Source organism: Pandoraea sp. SD6-2 (assembly GCF_000389825.1).
Classification (GTDB): Bacteria; Pseudomonadota; Gammaproteobacteria; order Burkholderiales; family Burkholderiaceae; genus Pandoraea; species Pandoraea communis.
Genome location: NZ_KB944423.1, coordinates 574,858 through 598,122, shown reverse-complemented (window position 1 = coordinate 598,122; position 23,265 = coordinate 574,858). Strand labels below are relative to the sequence as shown.

Sequence of the window (23,265 nt, the reverse complement as noted above, 5' to 3'; positions counted from 1 at the left end):
CCTTTCGCCAGCGTGGCGTAGAGAATGGTCGCGTTCGGCTTGGCGAGCAGCAACCCGGTCGGATTGCCCGACGCGTCGCGCACGATCTCGCCGCCCGGCGGGTTGGGCGTGTCTTTCGTGTAGCCCACGGTGCGCAGTGCGGCGCCGTTGAGTATCGCGCGGTCGTACAGGTGCAGGATGAACACCGGCGTGTCGGGGGCGACGGCATTCAGTTCGTCGATGGTCGGCAGACGCTTCTCGGCGAATTGATGTTCGGTAAAGCCGCCCACCACGCGAACCCATTGCGGCGCGGGCGTGCGGTCGACCTGGTCTTTCAACATGCGCATGGCGTCGGCCAGTGAACGAACGCCGTCCCAGCGCAACTCCATGTTGTAGTTCAGGCCACCCCGGATGATGTGCATGTGACTGTCGATCAGTCCGGGAATGGCCCGCCGGCCATTCAGGTCGATCACCTTGGTCTGCGGTCCTGCCAGTTTCATGATGTCCTGGCGCGTACCCACTTCCACGAAGCGGCCGTCCTGGATGGCCACGGCGTCGGCCTGCGGGTTGGCACGGTCGAGCGTGGTGAACTTGCCGTTAACGAGAATGAGGTCGGGAGTCAGGTTCGATGACATGGCGAAGGGTTCCGAAGAGGCTGCCACCCCGGAGGCGGCAGCCGAGGCGATGAAAGGCCGGCGGGTTGAGGACATTTCGGCTTACGTGTTCAGGAAGGCCAGCAGGTCGGCATTGACCTGGTCGGCGTTGATCACGCACATGCCGTGCGACGCACCCGGATATACCTTGAGCGTGGCGTTCTTGACGATCTTGGCCGACAGGCGGGCCGAATTATCGATGGGCACGATCTGGTCGTCGGCACCGTGCAGGATCAGCGTCGGCACGGTGATCTTCTTCAGGTCCTCGGTGTAGTCCACTTCCGAGAACTCCTTGATGCAGGCGTACTGGCCCAGAATGCCGCCGCTCATGCCCTGTGCCCAGAACGCATCGATGGTGCCTTGCGAAATCTTGGCGCCGGGCCGGTTGAAACCGAAGAACGGCGTGGTCAGGTCTTTGTAGAATTGCGAGCGGTTTTCCGCGACACCCTTGCGAATGCCGTCGAACACTTCCATCGGCAGGCCGTTCGGATACGCCGCAGTCTTGAGCATGATGGGCGGCACCGCGCCGATCAACACCGCCTTGGCCACGCGCTTCGTGCCGTGACGGCCGATGTAGTGCGCCACTTCGCCGCCGCCGGTGGAGTGACCGACCAGCGTTGCGCCTTTGATGTCGAGGGCGTCCAGCAGCGTGGCCAGGTCGTCGGCGTAGGTGTCCATGTTGTTGCCCTGCGCGGGCTGGTCCGAACGGCCATGGCCGCGACGGTCATGGGCGATCACGCGAAAACCTTTCTGCACCAGGAACAGCATCTGGGCGTCCCAGGCGTCGGCATTGAGCGGCCAGCCGTGCGAGAACACCACCGGGGTGCCCGAGCCCCAATCTTTGTAGAAGATGCGCGTGCCGTCTTTGGTCGTGACGAAGTGGTCTTGCTTCGTGGCGTGGCCGCTGGCCGGCGCGGCTTCTGCGGCCGTGGGCGTCAGTGCGGCAAGCGATGCTGCCGCAGCGCCGATAGTGCTACCTACCAGCAGTTGCCGGCGCGATGCATCGACGTTGTGACCTGATTCCTGGGTATGTTCTGTTTGCATGATTAGGGCTAGCGGAAAGTTGGCGCGAAATCCTGGAGGACGAGATCGCGGGTTGCATCGGCCCGGGCACGGACGTCGTGCGCAGACCGATGCCTATCTCTTCTTGAACTGCTGTTTAGCGTGCGGGCACCGGGGCGATGGACTCGTGCCCCGTCGCCGTGCGCTGGGCGGCCTTGTGGACCATCGTGTAGGCGTAGTCGACACCCATGCCATAGGCGCCCGAGTGTTCCTTCGCCACCTTCATCACGGCGTCATACGTGTCGCGGTGGGCCCAGTCGCGTTGCCATTCGAGCAGCACTTGCTGCCAGGTCACCGGCACCACGCCAGCCTGAACCATGCGTTGCATGGCGTAGTCGTGGGCTTCCTTGGTGGTGCCGCCCGAAGCGTCGGCGACCATGTAGATCTCGTAGTCGCCTTCGAGCATGGCGCACAGCGCGAAGGTGGTGTTGCAGACTTCCGTCCACAGACCGGCGACGACGACCTTCTTGCGGCCGTTGGCGGCGAGCGCATCGCGCACCTTTTGGTCGTCCCACGAGTTCATCGAGGTGCGTTCCAGCGTCTTCTGGTTCGGGAACACGTCGAGCAGTTCCGGATAGGTGAAGCCCGAGAACGACTCGCTCTCGACGGTGGTGATCGTCGTCGGGATATTGAAGATCTTCGCCGCCTTGGCCAGGCCGACGACGTTGTTTTTCATTGCCTGGCGATCCATCGACTGGACGCCGAAAGCCATCTGCGGCTGATGGTCGATGAAGATCAACTGGCTGTTCTGCGGGGTGAGGACTTCAAGCTTGGGGTTCGACATTGCGTTGCTCCTGTTAGGGGGGCGAGAGTGAGGCTGCCGTGGCGTCCCCGCCGGGGCAGAGCCGCATCGGGGCGGCTTGGCATAAGGGCTGCGACCGGCGTTCGTATCCGGAGCGCAACCTGAGGCGAAGCATAGTCGGCGCTGTCGGCCGTCGCTATTGTCGAATCGTATTAGCCGCCCGCTATCTCGATTTCATCGCGACTCCGCAAGGCCGTGCTACAGCCAATAGGGAATGGCTTCGCCACCCTTGCTGTGTCGGGATGCACCGGGACTGCGTGCGAGTTCGAGGTGCGTTAGTCTGTAATTAGACCGGCTGGGTCAGCCACCCACTGTCACGCCCGACTAACCCCATGGTATAAGTGGCCCACGATCCCGGCCGTGTGCTGTAATAAACAGTTTTGCGGGGTCATGGCGGCGAGAGCGAGCCTGCCCAAACCGCGCGCGCCGATGGGTGCGCTGGAGATAGACTGTGACAATCGACGGCTTCGTAACCGCAGACACCCGTGCGAGTGATGAAGCGATGGTGCTGATCGTTGATGACGACGCGATGCTTCGCGGCGCGTTGGAGAACCTCTTCCGCTCCGTCGGGATGCGCGTCACACTGTTCGCATCCGCTGCCGAACTGCTGGCGTTCGCATTCCCGGACGCACCCACTTGCCTTCTGCTCGATGTCAGGCTTCGCGGTCAGAGCGGCCTGGACCTACAGACCCGGCTGTCCCAAATGGGCATCCAGATCCCGGTCATCTTCATGACGGGTTATGGCGACATCCCGATGACGGTTGCCGCCATGAAGGCGGGTGCCGAAGATTTTCTGGCGAAGCCATTCCGCGAGCAGGACCTGCTCGATGCCGTGGCGGCCGCCTTGCAAAAGGATCAGCATCGCCGCCATGGCATGCGTAAGCTGGATGAACTGCGAGCCAGCTACCAGGGCCTGACACCGCGTGAGGCGGAGGTCATGCGCAAGGCAGTGGCCGGTTTGCTGAATAAACAGATCGCCGGCGAGCTAGGGATCAGCGAGGTCACGGTGAAAATTCATCGTGGCCAGGCCATGCGCAAGATGAAGGCGCGCACCTTCGCCGAGCTTGTCCTGATGGCACAGCAGCTCGGCATTTGCGAGGCGCCGCTTTGAGTCCCCGTCGCCTCCCGCCATCGGCGTGAGGTGTATCTAGTCGCGAGGCGGCAGGGTGAACTGAAACACGGCCCCGTAAGGCACATTGGGGCTCGCCCACAGCCGCCCTCCGTGTGCCTCGACGATCAACCGGCAGATCGCCAGGCCCATACCCAGGCCCTCCGCCTTGGTCGTGAAGAAGGTTTGGAAAACCCGCTCCAGATCTTTCTGCGCCAACCCGATGCCGGCATCCTGAACGGCAACCCGCACAGCCCCCGATGCGTCGAGGTGCGAGCGAATCAACAGTTCCCGCGGCCGCCCGGTCACCTCTTTCATTGCCTCGATGCCATTCATCATCAGGTTCAGGAGCACCTGCTGCAACTGCACCCTGTCACCGACAACCGGCGGCAGGTCAGGCGCCAGCGCCGTGCGGAGCAGGACTTGATGGCGGCCGACCTCTCCCTGGATAAGGGCAATCGTGTCTTCGATCAGGGGGAGCACGTCAATGCGCGCCGTGACGGCGGCGGTCTTCTTGAGCAGCGCACGCATTCCTGAAATCACCGCGCCGGCCCGGTGACCATCCTGAACGATGCGCCCCAAGGACTCTCGCACCTCGGCGAGATCGGGGGGCTGGCGAGCAAGCCAGCGCAGGGCCGCATTGGCGTTGGTGACGATGGCGGCCAACGGCTGGTTGACCTCGTGAGCGATCGAGGCGGTCAGTGCGTTCAACGTCGTCACGCGGGTCACGTGTGCCAGCTCGGCTTGTGCCTGACGCAGCGCCTCTTCGGCGCGCTTGCGCTCGGTGAGATCCAGCGTGTAGGAAACACCTTGATCCCCACCCTCTTCGAATGTCGCGCACCCTAGCAGGACGAGCACGCGGCTTCCATCCTTGCGGAAGAACTCTTTTTCGAACGGCGGCAAGGTCCCGCTGATCCGAAGGTCCTGGATCAACCTGGTATCACGCTCGCGCCAGTCGGGAGGCGTCAGGTCTGTCCAGAGCAAGGGGCCCGAGGCGAGGTCTTCGCGGTCGTAGCCCAGCATGTTGAGGAACGCGTCGTTGGCCTCGAGGATTCGGCCGTCCAGGTGCCAGATGCAGATCCCGATGATGTTGGCCTCAACCAGGCGCTGGATCTTTGCTTCGCGTTGCGCGAGATCCCGATACAAACACGTTATCTCCAGCGCGATCGCGGCCTGGGAGGCGAGCATCTTCAGCACGGCGGTCCGGCTCGGTGCGAAGACGCGTGGCGAGAGGTTGTTCTCGAGGTAGAGCACCCCGATGAGCTTGGCCCGTGTGAGCAATGGCAGGCAGAGAATCGATCGGGCATGATGCTGCCGAACGTAGGGATCGGCAGAAAACGGGTGCTGTGCCGCGGCATTGTCGAGAATGATGTTCTCGCGGGTGCGCAAGACATAGTGGAGCACCGATTCCGGCAGCGCCGTCGCAGTCACGCTCTCGTCGCGGAGCTGCACCTTGACAATATCGCCACCGGTCGTCGCCTCTGCCGCAATGCGCTGCTCGTCCCCTTGGGGCAGGATCAGCAGTCCCCGTTCCGCACCGGCCTGTTCAATCGCGGTGCGCATGAGTGTGTCGAGCAATTTGTCCAGGACGATCTCGCCGGACACCGCTTGCGAGACGGCGATCACAGTGGCGAGGTCCAGGTGATCGACCGGCGCCCCGATCGTCGTCGTCGGTGCGGGTGCCCGCGCTTCTCCACTGAGGTGCGGATACAGCGCATCGAGTTGCCGCACCTTGGCGCTGGCGCCCCAGTGGAGATAGCCATGCCGAGCATCCTGCAAATACACGCGGGCAATCTTCTCAAAACCACGTGCGGCATAAAATCGCCCGGCCAACTCGTTGGCGAGTGCCTGGTTATGGATGAAATCACTGTCCTGTGCGGCGCGGATGGCCGACTCGTAGAGGCGCATGGCATCCGCTTCGCGCCCCTCGATGCGCGCGATTTCTGCGCCAACCAATGCGGCTCGGTTCTCGAAATTCTCTGGACAATGTTCGGACCAGACAAGGAGTTGGCGATGATGTGCGGCCAGTGCCTCCCGGTGCCGGGTTCGTTCCGGTGTGGCGGCCGTGCCGCAGTATGCGGCACGCGCCAACGCCGCGTAGAAGTGGTATTCCGCCTGCTCGAAGAACGATGGCGATGTCCAGAGAAGACTCGCTGCCCTGTCTGCCGCCGTTATGGCAGTCGCGTAGTCGTCGGCGAGCAAGCGTGCCTGCAGTTTCCGGATCCAATACCAGCAGGTGGCGAGGGCAGGGCTCGGTGCCTCGTCCAGATACCGCTCGAACTGCGCTTCGTTGAATTCATCGTCATCGAAGACGCCGAATACCGGGGTCAGTCCGCGTAGCGTTCGCGCTAGCTGGCGTTGGGGGACAACCCGGTCGACGGTGAGACCGAAGCTCGCCCGGCGCGCGAAGCCGATCGTGGCCTCGGCTTCGTTCTGCACTTCCCCAAGCGGATCGCCACAGGCGAGCAATTGCGTAATGAGGTTGTTACGCGCGAAGGACGCATAGGTCAGGTCACCGGCCTTGCTGGCCACGTCGAACGCGCGCCGCACCAGACTGCGCGCGGCACGGATGGGTTGGGTCCATTGCATCACGTGGCCCGCGAAAGCCTGGTAGACACGAGCCCGGAAGCGGTCCAGGCCACGCTGCTCGACGAGGTTCAGTCCGAGCTGGCCGAAGCGGAATGCCGCTTTGTAGTCGCCGGACTGAGGCCCCAGGAGCATGCCGAGCCAGGTATAGGCGAGGCACGACGCGTCGCTGTTGCCATGCTCGAGGCTGATGTTTGCCATCCGCGCGATGATGAGAGAGCCCAGGTTCACGTCGGTGTACCAGGCCGGCAGCATCAGCGCGGTCAGGACATCCATCGTCTCGCATGCGACCGCATTGGTCATCATCGGCAGATCGAGCAGTGCCTCGATCGGCCGGTCGCCAAGTTGGCGCCACATCCGATCGTATTCTTGCAGGACCTCTTCATCTGTCGGGTGTGCCGGGCACTGGACGCCGGCGCGGTACAGGTAGTCGAGGCCCACCTCGACGGCGCGCTCGCGCTGGCCGAGGGCCAGAAACAGCTCCAGCCGCAGCTGGGTGACGGAGGCCAGGTCGGGGAGGTTCGCGGCACGGCCCGCAAGCTCGGCCAGACGTGCGTCTGCCGCAGCCACCGCGCCGGTCAGAAATTCGCATTCGGCGAGGTGGAATTCAAGCGCGAAAGCAAACTTTGGCCGGTGCTTCCAGGCGTCCCCCTGCACGAGCGCCGCGCCGGCGGTGAGATAGGTCAGCGCCGAGGCATAGGCCGAGGACGCCTTAGCACGCTGGCCGGCGAGCAGATTCAGCTCTGCCACTTGCTCCCGCTCATGGGGCGCGGTGATAAGACCGGCGCCACGGTTGAGCTGGCCGACGATCTCGAAGACACACTCCGCTATGGCCTCAGGCGGCGTGCCCGCAACGAGCCGTCTGCCAATCGCGAGGTGCGCTGTCGGCCGCGCGTCTTCAGGAATCAGGGCGTAGGCCGCCTCCTGGATACGATCGTGCAGGAATCGGTAGATATTTCCCAAACGTAATACAAGTCCGGTGCGTACCGCCAGCCACAGCGCCGCGTCCAGTTCCGCCTCGCTGGCATCCTGGACCATGGCCAGGGTAGCGATCGTCGCGTCATTCCCGAGACACGCCAACTGCTTCAGGGCGTTACGGGTCGTGGTGGGAAAGCGCCTCAGCTTGGCGAGCATGAGATCAACCACGTTGTCGGTGAAGCCCTTGGCCCGAATCTGCTCAAGGTCCCAAGACCAGCGCGCGCCACGATGATCGAAAACGAGCAGCCCCTCTTCGGTCAGAGCGGTAAGGAACTGAATGGCGAAAAACGGGTTACCTCCGGTCTTCTCATGCACCAGGCGGGCCAGAGGTGCGGCGTCTCCGGGGGCGCAATGCAAGGCATCGACGATGAGTCGGCTCACATCGTCGAGCCCAAGCGGGAAAAGTGCGATGTCATTGATTCGCCCCCCGGCCTGGCGGATGGCCGGCAATCGCAGTAGCAAAGGGTGTCCGGGCTTGACGTCGTCGTTCCGATAGGCGCCGATAAGCAGCACGTGGCGTACCTCCGGCTGGGTCGCCAGATACTCGAGCAGATCGAGGGTCGCCGCGTCCAGCCACTGCAGGTCGTCGAGAAAGAGCGCGAGCGGATGCGTGGGTTGGGCAAAGACGGCAAGCAGGCGCTGTAAAACCATCTGGAATCGGTGCTGTTCGTCGCGCGGCGGCAGCTCCGGAACCGGGGCCTGCGGCCCCAGAATTAGCTCGAGTTCGGGGATGAGCGGCACCATGAGGCCGCCGTTCGGGTCCAGCGCCTCCGCCAGTGCGGCGCGCCAGGGCGCCAAGTCGGCCTCGCTCTTGCCCAGTAGTGGGCGGATCAGACTCTGGAAAGCCTGCGCCAACGTCGCATACGGGATGTCTCGCTTGTACTGATCGAACTTGCCCGAGGCAAAGAGGCCATTCCTGTGAGCCAGTGCGCTGCGCAATGCAAGCACGGCCGAGGTCTTCCCGATACCGGCGTAGCCGGAGACCAGCACAATCTCCGGCGTGCCCTGGGTGACGACTCTGTCGAAGGCAGCGAGCAAGGTCTCAATCTCGCGTTCTCGTCCATAGAGTCGCTCTGGAATCAGTGGGCGATCAGGCAGGTCGTGTTCGCCGAGCGGGAAAGCGTCGATGCTTCCCTGGCATGCCCATGCGGCCAGACTGCGCCGTAGATCGGCCTCCAGCCCCGCTGCGGTCTGGTAGCGCTCCTCCGCCGTCTTGGAGAGCAGCTTCATTACGATGGCGCAAAGCAATGGCGGGATCGACGGTACCCGTTCCGCCAGCGGCACTGGCTGCCGGGCGAGATGGCTATGCAACAGGTCCATCGGATCGTCGGTGGCGAACGGCAGCACACCCGTGAGCATTTGATAGAGCGTGACGCCGAGCGAATAGAGGTCGCTACGCGCATCGATCGACCGGTTCATGCGTCCCGTCTGCTCGGGGGCCATGTAGGCCGGCGTGCCGGCGATCTCTTCCGGTGGCGTCAGTGCCTGACGCTTGCGCGACTGGCGCGAGGTAATGCCGAAGCCCGTGAGCCGCGCCTCGACAAGGGAATCGTTCACCAGGATGTGGACCGGCTTGATGTCCTTGTGTATAAGACCCCGCTGGTGGAGCTGGTCCAAGGCCGCCGTGATGCTGACGGCCAGGCGCAAGAAACGGCCCACCTCCATGGGGGCGCCCAGTTGCGCGGCAAGTGGATTGCCGCCGGGGTCCTCAAGCAGCAAAACAGTCCGGCCATGTTCCCGCACAAGTTCCAGCGGCCGCACTGCCCAACTGCCGTCCAACTCGCCCCTCAAGCCGTATTCGTGTGTGAGGCGAGCGAGGCTGGAGGGCGTCGGGTGCTCGGCTGCGGGCCACACAGCCAACACAGCCCTCGGCACGCCATCCGGGCCGGGTCGTGAGCCCCGACCGACAACGCGATCGCCGTCCTCCCACGCGACTTGGAAGCCGGCGGCCGTCTCGTTGCCGAAAGAAAACAATGAGTTCATCTGCTGTAATTCGCTCTCAATTCCGTCACTGCTTTTGGGGTTTCTGCACCGGATGCGTCGAACAACTGTCCCCGCAACTGTCATACCGGCGAGCGGGTCACGGCGGCCGGGCGAAGCAACTTTCGCCATATCGAGGCCTCAACTGACCCGCCCCCTTCAGTAGGGCAAAAGCGCTTCCAGCAAAGTCCCATAAATCAGTTCCTGGAAAGCGGCAGGAGCATCCGCTGTCGCCCAATGTTGCGCCGCAAATGCTGCGGGCGAAAGATCGTTCAGTGCGCTGCGTGGCCTTGGCTCGTTGTCGTCCCGGCGTCGTGTCGCGACGACCGCCCGAGCCTGTGCCAGGCGCGTGAATCAGCGCTCGTTCACGCACGCATCGCGGAACTCGCCGCTGAACGATTCGATGTACGCATTCTGCGTTGTATTGCTCGCCGGAAGCAACTTCAGAGTGACGCCACTTGCCTACGCCTAGTGTTCGAGCGCGCGGCTGGTGTCAATGCCCTGGCGACATACAACGATGAGATGCCGTGGTCGATGACGATGTCGACGGGGTTATGTTCAAGGCCGCTCCCGCAGCGAGATCTCCGAGCGTAACCATTTAGAACCGCCGATGCTATTATCGGCGTTGCGTTTTCAATAGAACTTGCCCCCAGCGGCAAGAGGCACTCACGAAGTTCAGCTCTCCAACTGCAAAATCAACTTCGTTTTACTGGGGAATTTCATGCGTCTTTTGCGTTCTCTTCCTTTGGCAGCTCTTGCGCTTGTCGCGGCAACAAATGCCCATGCCAGGTCTGAGGTATGTCATGCGACTTCCAAGAAGGAAATCGCCTCCTTATTCGATCGCTGGAATACATCGTTGAAAACTGGCGATCCGAAGAAGGTTGTTGCCAACTATGCCAAAAATTCAATCCTGTTGCCGACTGTCTCTAACAAGCCGCGCCTGACAGCAGAAGAGAAGGAAGACTACTTCGCACATTTTCTCTCGGGTAAGCCAGTGGGGGCGATTGACAGCCGTTCCATCGAAATTGACTGCAATAGCGCGATCGACGCAGGCTTATACACGTTCAAATTTGCGGACGGTTCGGAAGTGAAGGCCCGCTACACATTCACCTACAAATGGAATGGTAAGCAGTGGCTTATTTCTAGCCATCACTCGTCCGCCATGCCGGAAAAGAACTAGGGGCATGGCGTAACGATGGTTGAAATGCCGGAAAGATTTAAAGGCTGAATCAATTCAATTTGTTTGAAGTGGAAATTAAGGGAATCCGTAAATCTGAAATTGAGGGGTGGCTGAAGGATTGAGTTAATTCTCTGAGCGGTTTGACTTCGAGATATCCTGCTTTGCCTATTCAGAGGAGTGCTGTTTTATTGATTTTTGGAGTGAGCTGTCATCTCCGCACTCGTTGCCTATAAGCACGTCGCCAACAAAGAAAATAAATCAAAAATAGGTGCGGTGGAGCTAAGAAGATAGCCCATGTTTTTGTGCGGTATTCAGGTGGGAGGCAAGCGCGATGGTGACCGGGCTGGGATGCGTGGCAGGTTGACCCTGACGGCCGGCATCCGGCCGGTTTCGTGCTGGATGCCGGGGGTGTCGTTATGCGTCGCCTTTGGGGGCGAACGGCGGCAGATAGGGGGCGATGCTGTGCGCGATCACATCAAGTGCGGCGTTGTCCGCAGTCGGCCGCTGACGAGCGAGGTGAATGGCGCGCAGCGTCAGAAGCGAGTACAGGGTGGCGTGACTGCCGCCCATGGAGGCAAGGGCTTCGGTGTGACGTGTGACGATGCCGGCATCGCCGCGTGAGACCGGGCCCGCAAGTGCTCCGGACAGTCCGCGCTCGCGAGCCGCATTGAGGGTGCCCATGACGAGCGGCCACATGGCTTCGCGGGCGTCGTCTTCGGACATGCCGATCGCTTTCCACAGCAAGGTGGCTTCGTCGAGCAGGCAGAGCAGAAAACTGGCGGCGTAGTTGGCCCCTGCGTGATAGCGCATCCGCTCGCCGGCGGGGATCGACAGGGCGCGACAGCCGATGGCGTCCGCGAGGGCATGCAACGTGGCGCTCAGCGGAGCGTCAGCCTCAATGGTGATCGCGCTGCCGGCCATGCGCGCAGCGTCGTCGTCGAGCCCCGCGAAGAGAAACAGCGGATGAAAGCCGCCGATCTGCGCGCCTTGTTGCGTCGCGGGCGCGAGCAACTCGACCTCGGAGGCACCGCTGCAATGCACCAGCGCCTGCCCGGCACGCGGGTTGAGATGCGCCGCACATATGGCGATGGCATCGTCGGGAACGGTCAGAAAAACCAGATCCGCGCGCGAGAAGACGGTATTCATATCTTCCGGACGGTGGACCGGCAGTGCCTCACATCCTGGCTGTGCGGACGCGATGCGCTGCGCGGCGTCGATCCGGCGGCTTGCAACCGCCGTCACCTCATAACCGGCGCGACTGGCCGCAGCGGCAAGCGCACGAGCGACGCGACCGGCACCGATGAAACCCAGTGTCGGCCGATGGGCGAGGGCGGGGACGGGGGGCATTGTCACGGTCGCGTGTTATTGCGACAGCCGGTTGGGCGTGTCGTGTGTTTCGAAATAGGTCTGAAACGCGACGGCGAGGCCGACCATCATCAACAGCGCACCGACGAACAGCGACAGGCTGACGATGATGACGGCAATCCAGCCCGAGCGCGACTTGTGCCCGGCGCGGCTATTGAACTGGGCATCCCAGCGTTCATCGGGGCGAAGTCCGTAGACGATGGCCGCGAGGAACGCCGAGAACAACGAGATGGCACCGAGAATCGTGAGCCCCCATCCTGCCGGAGAACGCAGTTCGCTCGTCACCAGGAGCCCCCAGCCCGCCACGCCGCATGCCGAACCCGCGATGTGGGCCCAGCCGAAGCGGTCTCGCAGACCATACAGATAGAAGCGATGCAGGCCGAGCGTGCCGAACAGCATCGCCAGGCCAGCGGTCAGGGTCTTCGATTTATAGGCGACTGCGTTCATTTGTAATGGTTATCGGGCAGGCGTTTCGCGAATGACTTCGACGAGCGTCCAGCGCATGCTCGAAGCGTCGGCGGGCGGATTGGCGACGGGTTCGCCGTGAATTTTCACGCGGTATTCTACGCCGGGCTTCCACTCGAATCCATCGATGTGGGCATACCAGAGTTCCCACTGCGTCTTGCCGGAATCGTCGGCATTACGCACGCGCAGACACTTGCGTGGCGCCACGCCGACGCAATCCGCCATTTGCGAATCGACATCGAGGATGCGGTCTTCCGTCTTGCTCGAGGCGCCGGTATCCGCGACAGGACGATTGAGCAACGTCTGCGCGGCGTAGGTCAGCGTTTCGCCATTCGAGGTGCTCAGCGTCAACTGCGTGTCGCGGCGCTCGAAGCGGGTGACAAGAGGAAGTGTCTTCAGATAGCGATCTTCGAACGCCATGGAATCGGGGCACGCCATCCGGGTGGTGGCCGGGGCCTTGAGGGTGACGTTTCCATTGCCCGGGCCAATCGTGTATTGACCGAAGATGCGGTTGCATCCGCCCGTGCCCGAGAACGCTCCCTTGTCATTGAAGGTGAGGTTGATCGCGCGGCCCTCCGGCAGGCTCGGAACGTCGCTCGTGCCCTCCCATCTCACGAGTTGCCAGGTGCCGAGAATGTCGGCCGGGGCCGTTGCCGCAGCGGTGGCGCCAGACGTATCCGAAGGCGGCGTGGCGCCGCCGCCTGACGGCGCGGCACAGCCTGCCAGCATGGCCGCCGGCACCAGCAGCATAGCCATATAAGAGGCAAAGGAGGACGGCAGGAACGAGAGTGGGCGTTGGGTCATGATCTTGTGTCGACGTAGTTACGAAGATGGCGGGGACGGGGGAGGTCACGAGGGATCGGGGAGGCATGTCCGAACAGTGCCGTAAGTACCGTGAAAGATTGACCGGGCAGGGAGCGGGACAGTTCCTTGCGCAGTTGTTGCAGCCAGATTTCCGTATCGATGCCGGGGCGGGTCATCAGCATGCCTCACGGTTTTCGGTAGGTAATGCGATAAATGGCACCTGCATGATCGTCACTGACTAACAGTGAGCCGTCCGGCAAGGTGAGAAGATCGACGGGACGGCCCCAGACCGATTCGTCGTTCCCTAACCAGCCTTGCGCGAATACTTCCTGCTTCGCGACGTTGCCTTTGGCATCGAGTACGACGCGCACGACCCGGTAGCCCACCTTGCGGCTCCGGTTCCAGGAGCCATGCTCGGCAATAAAGATGCTACCGCGATAGGCATCAGGGAACTGCTTGCCGGTATAGAACTTCATGCCGAGCGCAGCAACGTGCGCGCCCAGCTTCGCCATTGGCGGTGTGAAGGCCGAACAGCGCGCCTCCTGTCCGAATTCCGGATCCGAAACGTCGCCGGCATGGCAATAGGGGAATCCGAAGTGCTCGCCAACACGAGTGAGTCGGTTGAGCTTGTCGTCGGGGATGTCGTCGCCGAGCAGGTCGCGGCCGTTGTCGGTGAACCAGAGGGCATTGGTCCCGGGTTGCCAGTCGAATCCTACGGTGTTGCGCACGCCGCGAGCGACGACTCGCCAGTCGGTGCCGTCCGGCTTTATGCTGCCGATCATCGCGTAGCGGTTCTCGTCGCGTTTGCAAACATTGCAGGGGGCGCCAACGCCTATGTATAGACGTTGATCGGGCCCGAATGCCATATACCGCCAGCCGTGATGACTCTCGCTCGGCAGCTTGTCGTAGACGACGGCTGGCTTGCCGGGACTGTCGAGACGGTTCTCGATGTCGTCGAGCTTGACGATGCGGGAAACGGCAGAGATATAGAGTGCGCCGTCACGCATGGCTACCCCAACGGGCATGTTCAGCCCGGAGGCCACGATCCGGACTTTGGCGGCATAGGCGCGAGATGGGTCAAGGGTAATGGCATAAACGTCGCCTTGCGCCCGGCTACCGACGAATAACGTGCCCTTCGGGCCGAGCACCATGCCTCGTGCGCCGGGAATCTGGTCCGAGAGAACCTCGACGTGAAATCCGGGAGGTAGCGTGAGGCGTTCGATGGGCAGGGCGTCGTCGCGTGCGGTCGCAAACTGTGGCGCGACTGCCAGAGCTGCGCCGAGAATCAGGCCGGTCCGGCGCGCGTATTGAACAAGGCGGCCGACTGGCGTGCAGACCCGCGTTGGCCCTTGCGGCCGGAAGGGGGGGCGCCATCCATCGAGAAATCGTCGCATGCCTGACTCGCTCCGCTCACAGGATGGGTGCATTGTAGTCCAGTGCCGGTGGGGCGCTTGTGTTCCCCGCGTCGGTGGCCCAATAGGGGCGTGGCTGGGCGGGATGTGGCCGGTGCCGGGGGAAGTGTTTGTTTTGACGAGGGTTTTGCGCTATAATCACGCGTTTTCTGTCCGAACACTTCTGGATTCACAAGGATTTATTATGGTCGTTATCCGCCTGGCTCGCGGCGGCGCGAAGAAGCGCCCGTTCTACAACATCGTTGCAACCGACTCGCGTAACCGTCGCGATGGCCGCTTCATCGAGCGTATTGGCTTCTACAACCCGGTCGCTGCCGAAGGCACGGAAGGTCTGCGTATTGCTCAGGACCGTCTGACCTACTGGCAAGGCGTTGGCGCACAACTGTCGCCGACCGTGGCTCGTTTGCTCAAGCAAGGCGCCAAGGCTGCTGCCTAAGCGCTTCGGCTAGTCGAGCTGTACGCATTGCTGTCGGTTTGCCGGCGGCATGAGAATTGAACGGCGGTGCCTGTTCCCGGGTGATCTGGGGCGGGCATCGCCGTGTGTTCGTCACAACGTTGGATTGGCATGGTTCGTTCCGCTCGACCCGCGCGTGAGCGGGTACCGCTGAAAATCGGTGCTGGGGCACGGCGTGCCGCTGGCATGCGCGCAGAGCAGGTGCTCGCCCCGGTGGCCGAAGTGCCCGGCGATCTCGTCGAGCTGGGTTATATCGGCGACGCCTATGGGATTCGCGGCTGGATTAAGGTGCAGCCGCACACGGGCAAGGGCGATGGGCTCTTGGCCGCGGAATGCTGGTATTTCCGTCGTCCCGGTGAGTCGGTCTACACCAAGGCCGATGTGCTGCACAGCCGGGGGCATTCGGGTACGGTCGTTGCGCAATTGCGCGGCAGCGACAGCCGGACTGCCGCCGAGGCGCTCAAGGGCCTTCAGGTCTGGGTGCCGCGCAGTGCGTTCCCGAGCGCTGGCGAAGACGAGTTCTACTGGGTGGACCTGATTGGCGCCCAGGTGACGAATTTGCAGGACGAATCGCTGGGTAAGGTCGTCGGTTTGCTCGATAACGGCGTGCACACTGTGCTGCGTGTCGTCTATGACGTGCCTGCCGTCGACGATAAGCCGGCGAAGACCGCCGAGCGGTTGATCCCGTTCGTAGGCCAATATGTGCAGACGGTCGATGTCGAGGCTGGGCGCATTGTGGCTGACTGGGGTCTCGATTACTGAGATACCGATTGATCGCCCGGCCGTTGTTGCGTCCGGGCACCTCTGGACGGAACCGGTCTGATGCAGTTTGACGTCGTCACGCTCTTTCCCGAGATGTTTCGGGCGCTGACCGACTGGGGCGTCACCAGCCGGGCGTTCAAGCAGTCGCGCTACGGTCTGCGGTTTTGGAATCCGCGTGATTTCACGCATAACAACTACCGCACGATCGACGATCGGCCCTATGGCGGCGGCCCCGGCATGGTGATGCTCGCCAAGCCGCTTGACGATGCGATCGCCGCAGCGAAAGCGGCGCAGGCCGAAGCCGGCGTGCCACGGGGGCGTGTGCTGTTGATGTCGCCCCAAGGCAAGCCGCTCACGCACCGCCGGGTTGTCGAGTTGCGCGAACAGGAGCAGGGGTTGATTCTGCTCTGTGGCCGTTACGAAGCCATCGATCAACGTTTGATTGATCGGGTGGTGGACGAAGAGGTCAGTGTTGGCGATTTCGTGCTGTCGGGTGGGGAGTTGCCCGCCATGGCATTGATGGACTCGCTGATCCGGCTGTTGCCGGGTGCGCTGAACGACGAACAGTCGGCCGAGCAGGACAGTTTCGTGAACGGACTGCTCGATTGCCCGCATTACACGCGGCCGGAAGAGTACGAAGGTGTGCGCGTGCCGGATGTGCTGTTGGGCGGGCATCACGCAGAGATTGAAAAATGGCGGCGCCGCGAGGCGTTGACCAATACCTGGCGCAAGCGCCCCGATCTGATCGAGAGCGCACGCGCCAACGGATTGCTCAGTCGTGCCGATGAGGCGTGGCTGGCAAGCCTGCGGGCCGATACGTCGGCCAAGTAGGTAGCGGGTGTCGTCATGGGGACGGCATTCGGTTTGAACCCATCCTCTGTCGGGGCCGGCATGCCGGTATATAACGCCGATACGATGGCACAAGGAGTGGTAAATGAATCTGATCGCTAAGATCGAGCAGGAAGAAATCGCGCGTCTGACCGCGAACAAGACGATCCCCGATTTCGCCCCGGGCGACACCGTGATCGTCAACGTGAACGTTGTGGAAGGCACGCGCAAGCGTGTGCAGGCTTACGAAGGTGTTGTGATCGCCAAGCGTAACCGTGGCCTGAACTCGGCGTTCATCGTTCGCAAGATTTCGTCGGGTGAAGGCGTTGAGCGTACGTTCCAGACGTACTCGCCGCTGATCGCCAGCATCGAAGTCAAGCGTCGTGGTGATGTTCGCCGCGCCAAGCTGTACTACCTGCGCGAGCGTTCGGGCAAGTCGGCACGTATCAAGGAAAAGCTCACGTTCAAGAGCAAGACCACTGCTGCTGCCGAGTAAATCGGACGCCGCTACGTCTGGCGACCTCGTGGCCGGGCGTAGCCAAAGCCGCATGGAAAAAGCACCCTTCGGGGTGCTTTTTTCATTGTGCTATGCCGCATGTATTCAAATGCGGCGGCGCGCCATCGCCATCGAATGCGTCGAATTGCCGGGGGATTGGTATTTTCTTCGCGTGTACGTCTTTCCGGCTTCCTCGCTAAAATAGCGAAGTTCTCCCTCGTTCAAAGGTCTACGTGGCGCCACCTCTCATTCTGCATCCTGAAGCGTTACCCATCGTCTCAACGGGCGAAGGGGAGCCCACGGTGCCGGCAGAGCGGTTGACCCCCGAAGCATTGCGAGACCGCCTTGCCAGTCCGCCGATCTGGACACCGGAGTCGGGTGCTATCGAAGTCGTCTCCCCGTCGCTGTTCACGCCGCGCGCCGCTGCCGTGCTCGTGCCGCTGGTCATGCGTCCGCACGGCACCACGGTATTGCTCACCAGACGAACGCAACATCTCAGCACGCATGCCGGACAGGTGAGTTTTCCTGGCGGCAGCCGCGAGCCTGATGACCCTACGCCGATCGCGACCGCCCTACGCGAATCGCGAGAAGAAATCGGGCTTGATTCGGGAGCGGTGGAAGTGATCGGCCGCTTGCCGGACTACATCACGGGAACGGGTTTTCGCGTCGCTCCGGTCGTGGGCCTGGTCAAACCGCCATTTGATCTTGTCGCCGATGCCGGTGAAGTGGACGAGATTTTCGAGGTCCCGCTCAATTTCCTGATGGACCCTGCGCATCACCAGATCCGTGTCTTCAACTATCAGGTGGGCGAGCGTCGCTTTTACGCGATGCCGTATCCGAAGCCAACAGGGGGAGAGTATTTCATCTGGGGCGCGACGGCGGGCATGTTGCGTAATTTCTACCAACTCTTGCGGGCCTGACGCGAAAGGCGAATCGTTTTTGCGCGTTGTCTGCTTGAATGGTGAAGTGAGTGCGCCGCAGAGGCGCTTGGGGCGGGCATTCGAGAGAAGCTGTGCTATCGTTACACCATTCCGTCTGGTGACCTGAACGCACGCATGACATTCTTTTCGGTACTCCTCGCGCTGATCCTCGAGCAGGTGCGTGCGCTCTCCACGCAAAACCCGATCTACAACCTGATTCGCTCCCACGCGACCCACACGTCGCAGACCTTCGATGCGGGGCAGCCGCGTCACGGTGTGCTGGCGTGGATGGTCGTCGTGTTGCCGTTTGTGCTGGCGGTTGGCGTCATCTATTACCTGCTCATGCGGGTGAATATTTTCCTGGGCTTTGCCTGGAACGTGTTCATCGTCTATCTGACGATGGGATTCCGTCAGTTCAGCCACTACTTCACTGACATTCACGTCGCACTGAACAACGACAATGTGAACGAGGCGCGTGAGATCTTGCGCCAGTGGATTGGTATCGACACGGTCGACATGCCGGTGGACGAAATCGTGCGCCACACGCTGTTGCATGCGGTCATTGCCTCACATCGCCACGTATTCGGCGTGTTCTTCTGGTTCCTGATGCCGGTTGGTCCGGCGGGGGCGGTGCTGTACCGTCTTGCGGAATACCTGTCGCGACGCTGGACGGAAAACGCGCCGGATCGTAGCCCGGCGTTCGGCGTCTTTGCACGCAAGGCGTTCTATGTCATCGATTGGGTGCCGGCACGTTTGACGGCGATCGGTTTCGCCATCGTCGGCAACTTTGAAGACGCGATTTATGCATGGCGTCACTACGCGAAGCAGTGGCCGAATGAAAACGAAGGCATTCTGTTGGCGGCGGGTAGCGGTGCTCTCGGCGCGCGACTCACGGGGCCGTTGGCGGAAGTCTCCAGCGTCGATGCGCTGAATCAGGTCGATGATGCCGTTCTGCCGGTCGGCAGCGAATGCACCCCTCGCACGCTTCAAGCGGCTGTGGGTCTGGTGTGGCGCGCTGTTCTGTTGTGGATGCTCCTGCTGTTGCTCCTGACCCTCGCTGTGTGGCTGGGCTGATAGTTCAAGCGGCAGCACCTATGAAAAACCCCGCAGAAGCGGGGTTTTTTTGCGGATCGGGTTCTGACAGACACCTCAATATGGGATCTGTTGCTCCGATTCGTGGACGAGCTGTGCATAAAGCGCATGCCGCTGTTTCGAGATCCGTCCGTCGGCGACGGCCTCGAGAATGGCGCAACCCGGCTCTTTCAGGTGATGGCAGTTGTAGAACCGGCACCCGGTGAGCAGTGGACGAAACTCGGGAAATGCGCGCTCCAGTGCCCCTTCTTTGAGGTGGTGCAGACCAAACTCCTGAAAGCCCGGTGAGTCGATGAGCAAGCCGCCTTCGGGCAGATGGAAGATGCGCGTGAAGGTGGTCGTGTGCTTGCCTGAGTTCAACACCGTGGAGATTTCGCGCGTTGCCGCATCGGCATCGGGCACTACGAGATTCACGAGGCTGGATTTACCCATGCCCGACTGCCCAAGCAACAACGACGCCTGGTGCGCGAGGCGCGGCAGCAACAATGTCTTCGAAGTGTCCGGATCGGCGCGCACGGAAAGCTCCAGCACCTCATAACCCAACGCGCGATACGGCGCCAGACGCTCGCGCGCTGCGGGCAGGGCATCCACCACATCCGTCTTGTTGAGGACGATCAACGGGCGCAACTCATTGGCTTCTGCTGCCACGAGCGCGCGGCCGAGCAGATCCTCGCTGAAATACGGCTCGGTCGCCAGCATAATGACTAACTGGTCAATGTTGGCGGCGAAGAGCTTGCTTTTGAACTGGTCCGAACGATAGAGCAGATTACGGCGCGGCAGAATCTCCTCGATGACCCCCTGATCGCCCGTGCGTGCCCAGGCAACTTCGTCGCCAACGGCAATTTCGCTTTTCTTGCCGCGCGGGAAGCACAGCACGGTTTCGCCATTGTCGGCTTCCACGACATAGTGGCGGCCGTGGGCTGCCGCCACACGGCCGTGGCGTCGTTCGTGGTCTGTCGTCTCGACCGGCGTAGCCTTACTTTTGCTGCTCCGCTTCATGCGTGCCCCAGCAGACGGTCGATGCGCTGGGATGCAGGCGGATGCGAGTAGTAGAACGCGGTGTAGACCGGGTCGGGGGTGAGCGTTGATGCGTTGTCCTGGTACAGCTTTACGAGGGCATTGATCAGATCGCTCGCTTGGGTCTGGCTGGCGGCGAACGCGTCGGCCTCGAATTCGTGCTTGCGAGACGTCAGGCTGTTCAGCGGGCTCGCGAAGAAGCCGAACACGGGCAGTACAAGGAAAAACAGCACCAGTGCCAATCCATTGTTGCTGCCGGTCATCGACGGCATCACGCCGAGTTCGGTGTAGAACCATGTGCGTCCGGCCAGCCATCCAAGCAGAGCAAGGAACGCCAGCGACAACGCGAAGGCGGCGATCAGCCGTTTCGTGATGTGGCGACGCTTGAAGTGGCCCAATTCGTGCGCCAGCACAGCTTCGATTTCTGCGGGGGAGAGTCGCTCGATCAGCGTATCGAAGAACACGATGCGCTTGGCGCGGCCGAAACCGCTGAAATACGCGTTGCCGTGTGCCGAGCGTTTGGAGCCGTCCATCACGAAGAGGCCGCGGGCTGCGAAACCGCATCGCCGCATGAGTCCTTCTATGCGTTGTGCCAGCGATGCGTCCGAGAGCGGCTCGAACTTGTTGAACATCGGGGCGATGACGTGCGGGAAGATGAACTGCACGAACAGGTTGAATGCGACCCAGACGACCCAGGTGTATAGCCACCACAGTGGCCCCGCGCGTTCCATCAGCCACAGCACGACGAAGAGCAGCGGCAGCCCGAGCACAATGCCGATGGCAGTGCCCTTGACCAGGTCGGCAATGAACAGCCCGAGCGACATGCGGTTGAAGCCGAACCGCTGTTCGATCACGAACTGCCGCACGTAAGTGAAGGGCAGGTCGACGATGCCGGAGATCAGCAGGACGGCGGCGATCAGCGCGATCTGGCCCACATAGCCTTCACCGAGCCATTCCGAGATGCCGATGTGCAGCACATTCAGCCCGCCAAGCAGCGTGAATGCGACGAGCAGCACCGCCTGAGCGAAGATCTCCGCCATGCCCAGGCGCGTGCGAGCGACCGTGTAATCGGCGGCGCGCTGGTGGTCTGTCAGCGTGATCGTGTCGGCGAACCGCTCGGGGACGGCTGCCCGATGGGCGACCACATGGCGAACCTGACGAGCGGCCAGCCAGAGCTTGGTCATGACCATCGCCAGCAGGAAGATCACGAAGAGATAAGTGAACATGCGCTTAAGAAGAATCCGAAGTATGCGAGAATTATAAGTTCTTTCGACCGGCCAGGCGCCGCGCCGGTCGCCCACCGATGCGTTTTCCAGAGTCTTCCGATCATGTCTGTCACTCCATCCCAAAATCCCACGTCTGCCGCGGCAGAGACGACGCTTGCACGGGCCGAGTTCAATTTGGTCTGGCTCGACATGGAAATGACCGGTTTGCAGCCCGATAGCGACCGCATTATCGAAGTGGCGGTCGTCGTCACGGATTCTGCGCTGACGCGCCGAATCGAAGGACCGGTCTTCGCGATTCATCAGTCGGACGCCGTTCTGGACGGCATGGACGACTGGAACAAGTCGACGCATGGCCGTTCGGGGCTGATCGACCGCGTGAAGGCGTCAATCGTTGACGAAGCGTCGGCCGAAGCCCAGTTGATCGAGTTCCTGTCTCAGTACGTACCACCGAACAAGTCGCCGATGTGCGGTAACTCGATCTGTCAGGATCGCCGTTTCATGGCGCGGTACATGCCCAAGCTCGAGGCGTTTTTCCACTACCGGAATCTGGACGTCAGCACGCTCAAGGAGCTATGCCGGCGCTGGGAACCCACGGTCTATAAGGGCTTTACCAAGCGCGCGGCTCACACCGCGTTGGCCGACATCCACGAGTCGATCGACGAACTGGTGTATTACCGCGAGCATTTCCTGAAAACGGCCGTGCCCGGCGCACCTGACACTCCGAGATCGGCCCCGGCCTGATGCCCGCAGCATGACAAAGAACGCCAGCGAAATCGCTGGCGTTTTGTTTTGGATCACTGAAACGGGCGATCCGGGAAGTCTGGATGGCGGACGGGTCACGCCGATTTCGGCGCGCGAATCGCGCTCTTGGGGCGGAAGGCTTTGCAGATGCCTTCATCCGTCTCGATGTACGGCCCGCCGATCAGGTCGATGCAATACGGCACGGCGGCAAAAATGCCGGGCACGACCGATTTTCCGTCGGCGTCGCGCAGCCCTTCGAGGGTTTCCTTGATCGACTTGGGCTGACCGGGCAGGTTGACGATGAGGGCGGCGTGATCTGCCGTCTCGCGGATCACGGCCACCTGACGCGAGAGGATAGCGGTCGGTACAAAGCGAAGGCTGATCTGGCGCATCTGCTCCCCGAAGCCTGGCATTTCCTTCGTGCCCGCGCGCAGCGTGGCTTCCGGCGTAACGTCGCGCCGCGCGGGTCCTGTCCCTCCGGTGGTGAGCACCAGATCGCACGCCATGGTGTCGACAAGTTCGATCAGCGTCGCGGTGATGCCATCGGCGTCGTCGGGAATCAGGCGGGTTTCGGCCACCCACGGTGAGGCGAGCGCGCTGGCAAGCCAGTCCTTGAGCGCCGGGATGCCTTGATCCTCGTACGTGCCCTGACTCGCCCGGTCACTGATCGAGACGAGGCCTACGCGGAGTTCGTCCGGATGTGAGCGCGCGATCATCAATCTTCCTCACGGGTTGGGAATTCCGGCAAATCGTTATCCGCATCGTCCGAAGATTCGGCGGTACTGGGCGATCCGGTGCCAAGCAGGTCCTTGAGGGCCTGGAACAGTTCACGGAAGGCCTTGGGCGGCTTTTGCGCAGCCTGTTCACGGCGGGCGTTGCGAACGAGCGTGCGCAGTTGCTGGGCATCGGCCCCCGGGTGCTGGGCGAGCAGTTCGGTGAGGGCTTCGTCCTTGGCCAGCAGGCGCTCGCGCCAGCGTTCGAGCGCGTGCAGCTTGGCCGTTTCCGCCTTCGAGACACCATTGATGACGTCCAGGGCGCGACGAATTGCCTCGACTTCGGACTCATCGAGGGTACGCATTTGCTTGCCCACGTACTGCATCTGTCGACGGCGGCCTTCGTGTGCCGTGATCTTGCGGCAGTCCCGGACGGCCCGTTCAAGGTTATCGGGCATGGGCACGCGGGCGAGCGCGTCCTTGCCAAGGTTGACCAGTTCTTCGCCCAGATCCTGGAGGGCATGCGATTCGCGCTTGCGCTGGGATTTGCTCGGGCCTTCGTCGGCAAGCTCGCTGTGGGCGATACGGTTAAAGCGTTGAATGTGCGTCATGGGCGCTATTGTAACGCGGCGCGCGCCGTCC

At 62.1% G+C, this 23,265-nt stretch carries 21 protein-coding genes and 1 pseudogene; 9 read left to right on the top strand and 13 right to left on the bottom strand.

The window, feature by feature from the left end; genetic code table 11:
• The 3 genes from C266_RS02790 to C266_RS02780 all read right to left on the bottom strand — a co-directional run.
• A partial coding sequence (locus C266_RS02790) for an amidohydrolase family protein (protein WP_010807548.1) occupies nucleotides 1-614 on the bottom strand: 614 nt, incomplete at its 3' end.
• An 81-nt stretch (nucleotides 615-695) separates the two neighbouring features.
• A complete protein-coding gene (locus tag C266_RS02785) occupies nucleotides 696-1,676 on the bottom strand; it encodes an alpha/beta fold hydrolase (protein ID WP_010807547.1) in 981 nt (326 codons plus the stop codon).
• Between the two features lie 115 nt (nucleotides 1,677-1,791).
• On the bottom strand, nucleotides 1,792-2,478 hold the full coding sequence (locus C266_RS02780) for a hydrolase (RefSeq protein ID WP_010807546.1): 687 nt from the start codon (nucleotides 2,476-2,478) through the stop codon (nucleotides 1,792-1,794).
• 520 nt (nucleotides 2,479-2,998) lie between these two features.
• Here C266_RS02780 and C266_RS02775 point away from each other — a divergent pair.
• Nucleotides 2,999-3,607: a response regulator transcription factor gene (locus C266_RS02775; RefSeq protein WP_051126111.1), complete on the top strand. Its 609-nt coding sequence runs from the start codon at nucleotides 2,999-3,001 to the stop codon at nucleotides 3,605-3,607.
• Nucleotides 3,608-3,643: 36 nt separating this feature from the next.
• On the opposite strand, the gene C266_RS02770 is transcribed toward C266_RS02775, so the two are convergent.
• Nucleotides 3,644-9,151: a trifunctional serine/threonine-protein kinase/ATP-binding protein/sensor histidine kinase gene (locus tag C266_RS02770; RefSeq protein ID WP_010807544.1), complete on the bottom strand. Its 5,508-nt coding sequence runs from the start codon at nucleotides 9,149-9,151 to the stop codon at nucleotides 3,644-3,646.
• A gap of 156 nt (nucleotides 9,152-9,307) precedes the next feature.
• A pseudogene (locus tag C266_RS27995) lies at nucleotides 9,308-9,604 on the bottom strand (transposase); the annotation flags it as partial.
• 265 nt (nucleotides 9,605-9,869) lie between these two features.
• Between C266_RS27995 and C266_RS02760 the strand changes: the two are divergent.
• Nucleotides 9,870-10,328 (top strand): DUF4440 domain-containing protein, encoded by a 459-nt coding sequence (locus tag C266_RS02760; protein ID WP_036660992.1) that lies wholly within the window; start codon nucleotides 9,870-9,872, stop codon nucleotides 10,326-10,328.
• A gap of 414 nt (nucleotides 10,329-10,742) precedes the next feature.
• Here C266_RS02760 and C266_RS02755 read toward each other — a convergent pair whose 3' ends face one another.
• From C266_RS02755 to C266_RS02740, 4 genes are all read right to left on the bottom strand, one after another.
• Nucleotides 10,743-11,675: a Rossmann-like and DUF2520 domain-containing protein gene (locus tag C266_RS02755; protein WP_010807541.1), complete on the bottom strand. Its 933-nt coding sequence runs from the start codon at nucleotides 11,673-11,675 to the stop codon at nucleotides 10,743-10,745.
• Between the two features lie 15 nt (nucleotides 11,676-11,690).
• Nucleotides 11,691-12,140: a hypothetical protein gene (locus C266_RS02750; RefSeq protein ID WP_010807540.1), complete on the bottom strand. Its 450-nt coding sequence runs from the start codon at nucleotides 12,138-12,140 to the stop codon at nucleotides 11,691-11,693.
• 9 nt (nucleotides 12,141-12,149) lie between these two features.
• Nucleotides 12,150-12,962, bottom strand: coding sequence for an META and DUF4377 domain-containing protein (locus C266_RS02745; protein WP_010807539.1), 813 nt, complete (start codon nucleotides 12,960-12,962; stop codon nucleotides 12,150-12,152).
• Between the two features lie 185 nt (nucleotides 12,963-13,147).
• Nucleotides 13,148-14,356, bottom strand: a complete 1,209-nt coding sequence (locus C266_RS02740) for a sorbosone dehydrogenase family protein (RefSeq protein WP_010807538.1) — start codon at nucleotides 14,354-14,356, stop codon at nucleotides 13,148-13,150.
• A 202-nt stretch (nucleotides 14,357-14,558) separates the two neighbouring features.
• Here C266_RS02740 and rpsP point away from each other — a divergent pair, with 202 nt between their 5' ends.
• The 6 genes from rpsP (at nucleotide 14,559) to C266_RS02710 (ending at nucleotide 18,908) form a co-directional block, all read left to right on the top strand.
• Complete coding sequence (rpsP, locus tag C266_RS02735) at nucleotides 14,559-14,810, top strand: 30S ribosomal protein S16 (RefSeq protein ID WP_010807537.1); 252 nt, start codon at nucleotides 14,559-14,561, stop codon at nucleotides 14,808-14,810.
• A gap of 129 nt (nucleotides 14,811-14,939) precedes the next feature.
• A complete protein-coding gene (gene rimM / locus C266_RS02730; protein ID WP_246831126.1) occupies nucleotides 14,940-15,590 on the top strand; it encodes a ribosome maturation factor RimM in 651 nt (216 codons plus the stop codon).
• Between the two features lie 60 nt (nucleotides 15,591-15,650).
• A complete protein-coding gene (gene trmD / locus C266_RS02725; protein ID WP_010807535.1) occupies nucleotides 15,651-16,421 on the top strand; it encodes a tRNA (guanosine(37)-N1)-methyltransferase TrmD in 771 nt (256 codons plus the stop codon).
• A gap of 103 nt (nucleotides 16,422-16,524) precedes the next feature.
• Complete coding sequence (rplS, locus tag C266_RS02720) at nucleotides 16,525-16,914, top strand: 50S ribosomal protein L19 (RefSeq protein ID WP_010807534.1); 390 nt, start codon at nucleotides 16,525-16,527, stop codon at nucleotides 16,912-16,914.
• 233 nt (nucleotides 16,915-17,147) lie between these two features.
• Entirely contained in the window at nucleotides 17,148-17,834 is a 687-nt protein-coding gene (locus C266_RS02715; protein WP_036660987.1) for a CoA pyrophosphatase, read from the top strand.
• Between the two features lie 135 nt (nucleotides 17,835-17,969).
• Nucleotides 17,970-18,908 carry a CobD/CbiB family protein gene (locus C266_RS02710; protein ID WP_010807532.1) on the top strand — a complete coding sequence of 313 codons (939 nt, stop codon included), beginning with the start codon at nucleotides 17,970-17,972 and terminating at the stop codon, nucleotides 18,906-18,908.
• A gap of 75 nt (nucleotides 18,909-18,983) precedes the next feature.
• On the opposite strand, the gene rsgA is transcribed toward C266_RS02710, so the two are convergent.
• Nucleotides 18,984-19,925, bottom strand: coding sequence for a ribosome small subunit-dependent GTPase A (rsgA, locus tag C266_RS02705; RefSeq protein ID WP_010807531.1), 942 nt, complete (start codon nucleotides 19,923-19,925; stop codon nucleotides 18,984-18,986).
• Nucleotides 19,922-21,169, bottom strand: coding sequence for a M48 family metallopeptidase (locus tag C266_RS02700; RefSeq protein WP_010807530.1), 1,248 nt, complete (start codon nucleotides 21,167-21,169; stop codon nucleotides 19,922-19,924). Before C266_RS02700 ends, rsgA begins: the two co-directional genes overlap by 4 nt.
• A gap of 102 nt (nucleotides 21,170-21,271) precedes the next feature.
• Between C266_RS02700 and orn the strand changes: the two genes are divergently transcribed.
• The gene (orn, locus tag C266_RS02695; protein ID WP_010807529.1) at nucleotides 21,272-21,910 is read left to right on the top strand and encodes an oligoribonuclease; all 639 of its coding nucleotides are present in this window, start codon (nucleotides 21,272-21,274) and stop codon (nucleotides 21,908-21,910) included.
• Nucleotides 21,911-22,005: 95 nt separating this feature from the next.
• Here the strand turns inward: orn and mog are convergent, their stop codons facing one another.
• On the bottom strand, nucleotides 22,006-22,626 hold the full coding sequence (gene mog, locus C266_RS02690; protein WP_010807528.1) for a molybdopterin adenylyltransferase: 621 nt from the start codon (nucleotides 22,624-22,626) through the stop codon (nucleotides 22,006-22,008).
• Nucleotides 22,626-23,234, bottom strand: a complete 609-nt coding sequence (gene yjgA / locus C266_RS02685; RefSeq protein ID WP_010807527.1) for a ribosome biogenesis factor YjgA — start codon at nucleotides 23,232-23,234, stop codon at nucleotides 22,626-22,628. Before yjgA ends, mog begins: the two co-directional genes overlap by 1 nt.
• Nucleotides 23,235-23,265 lie beyond the last annotated feature (31 nt).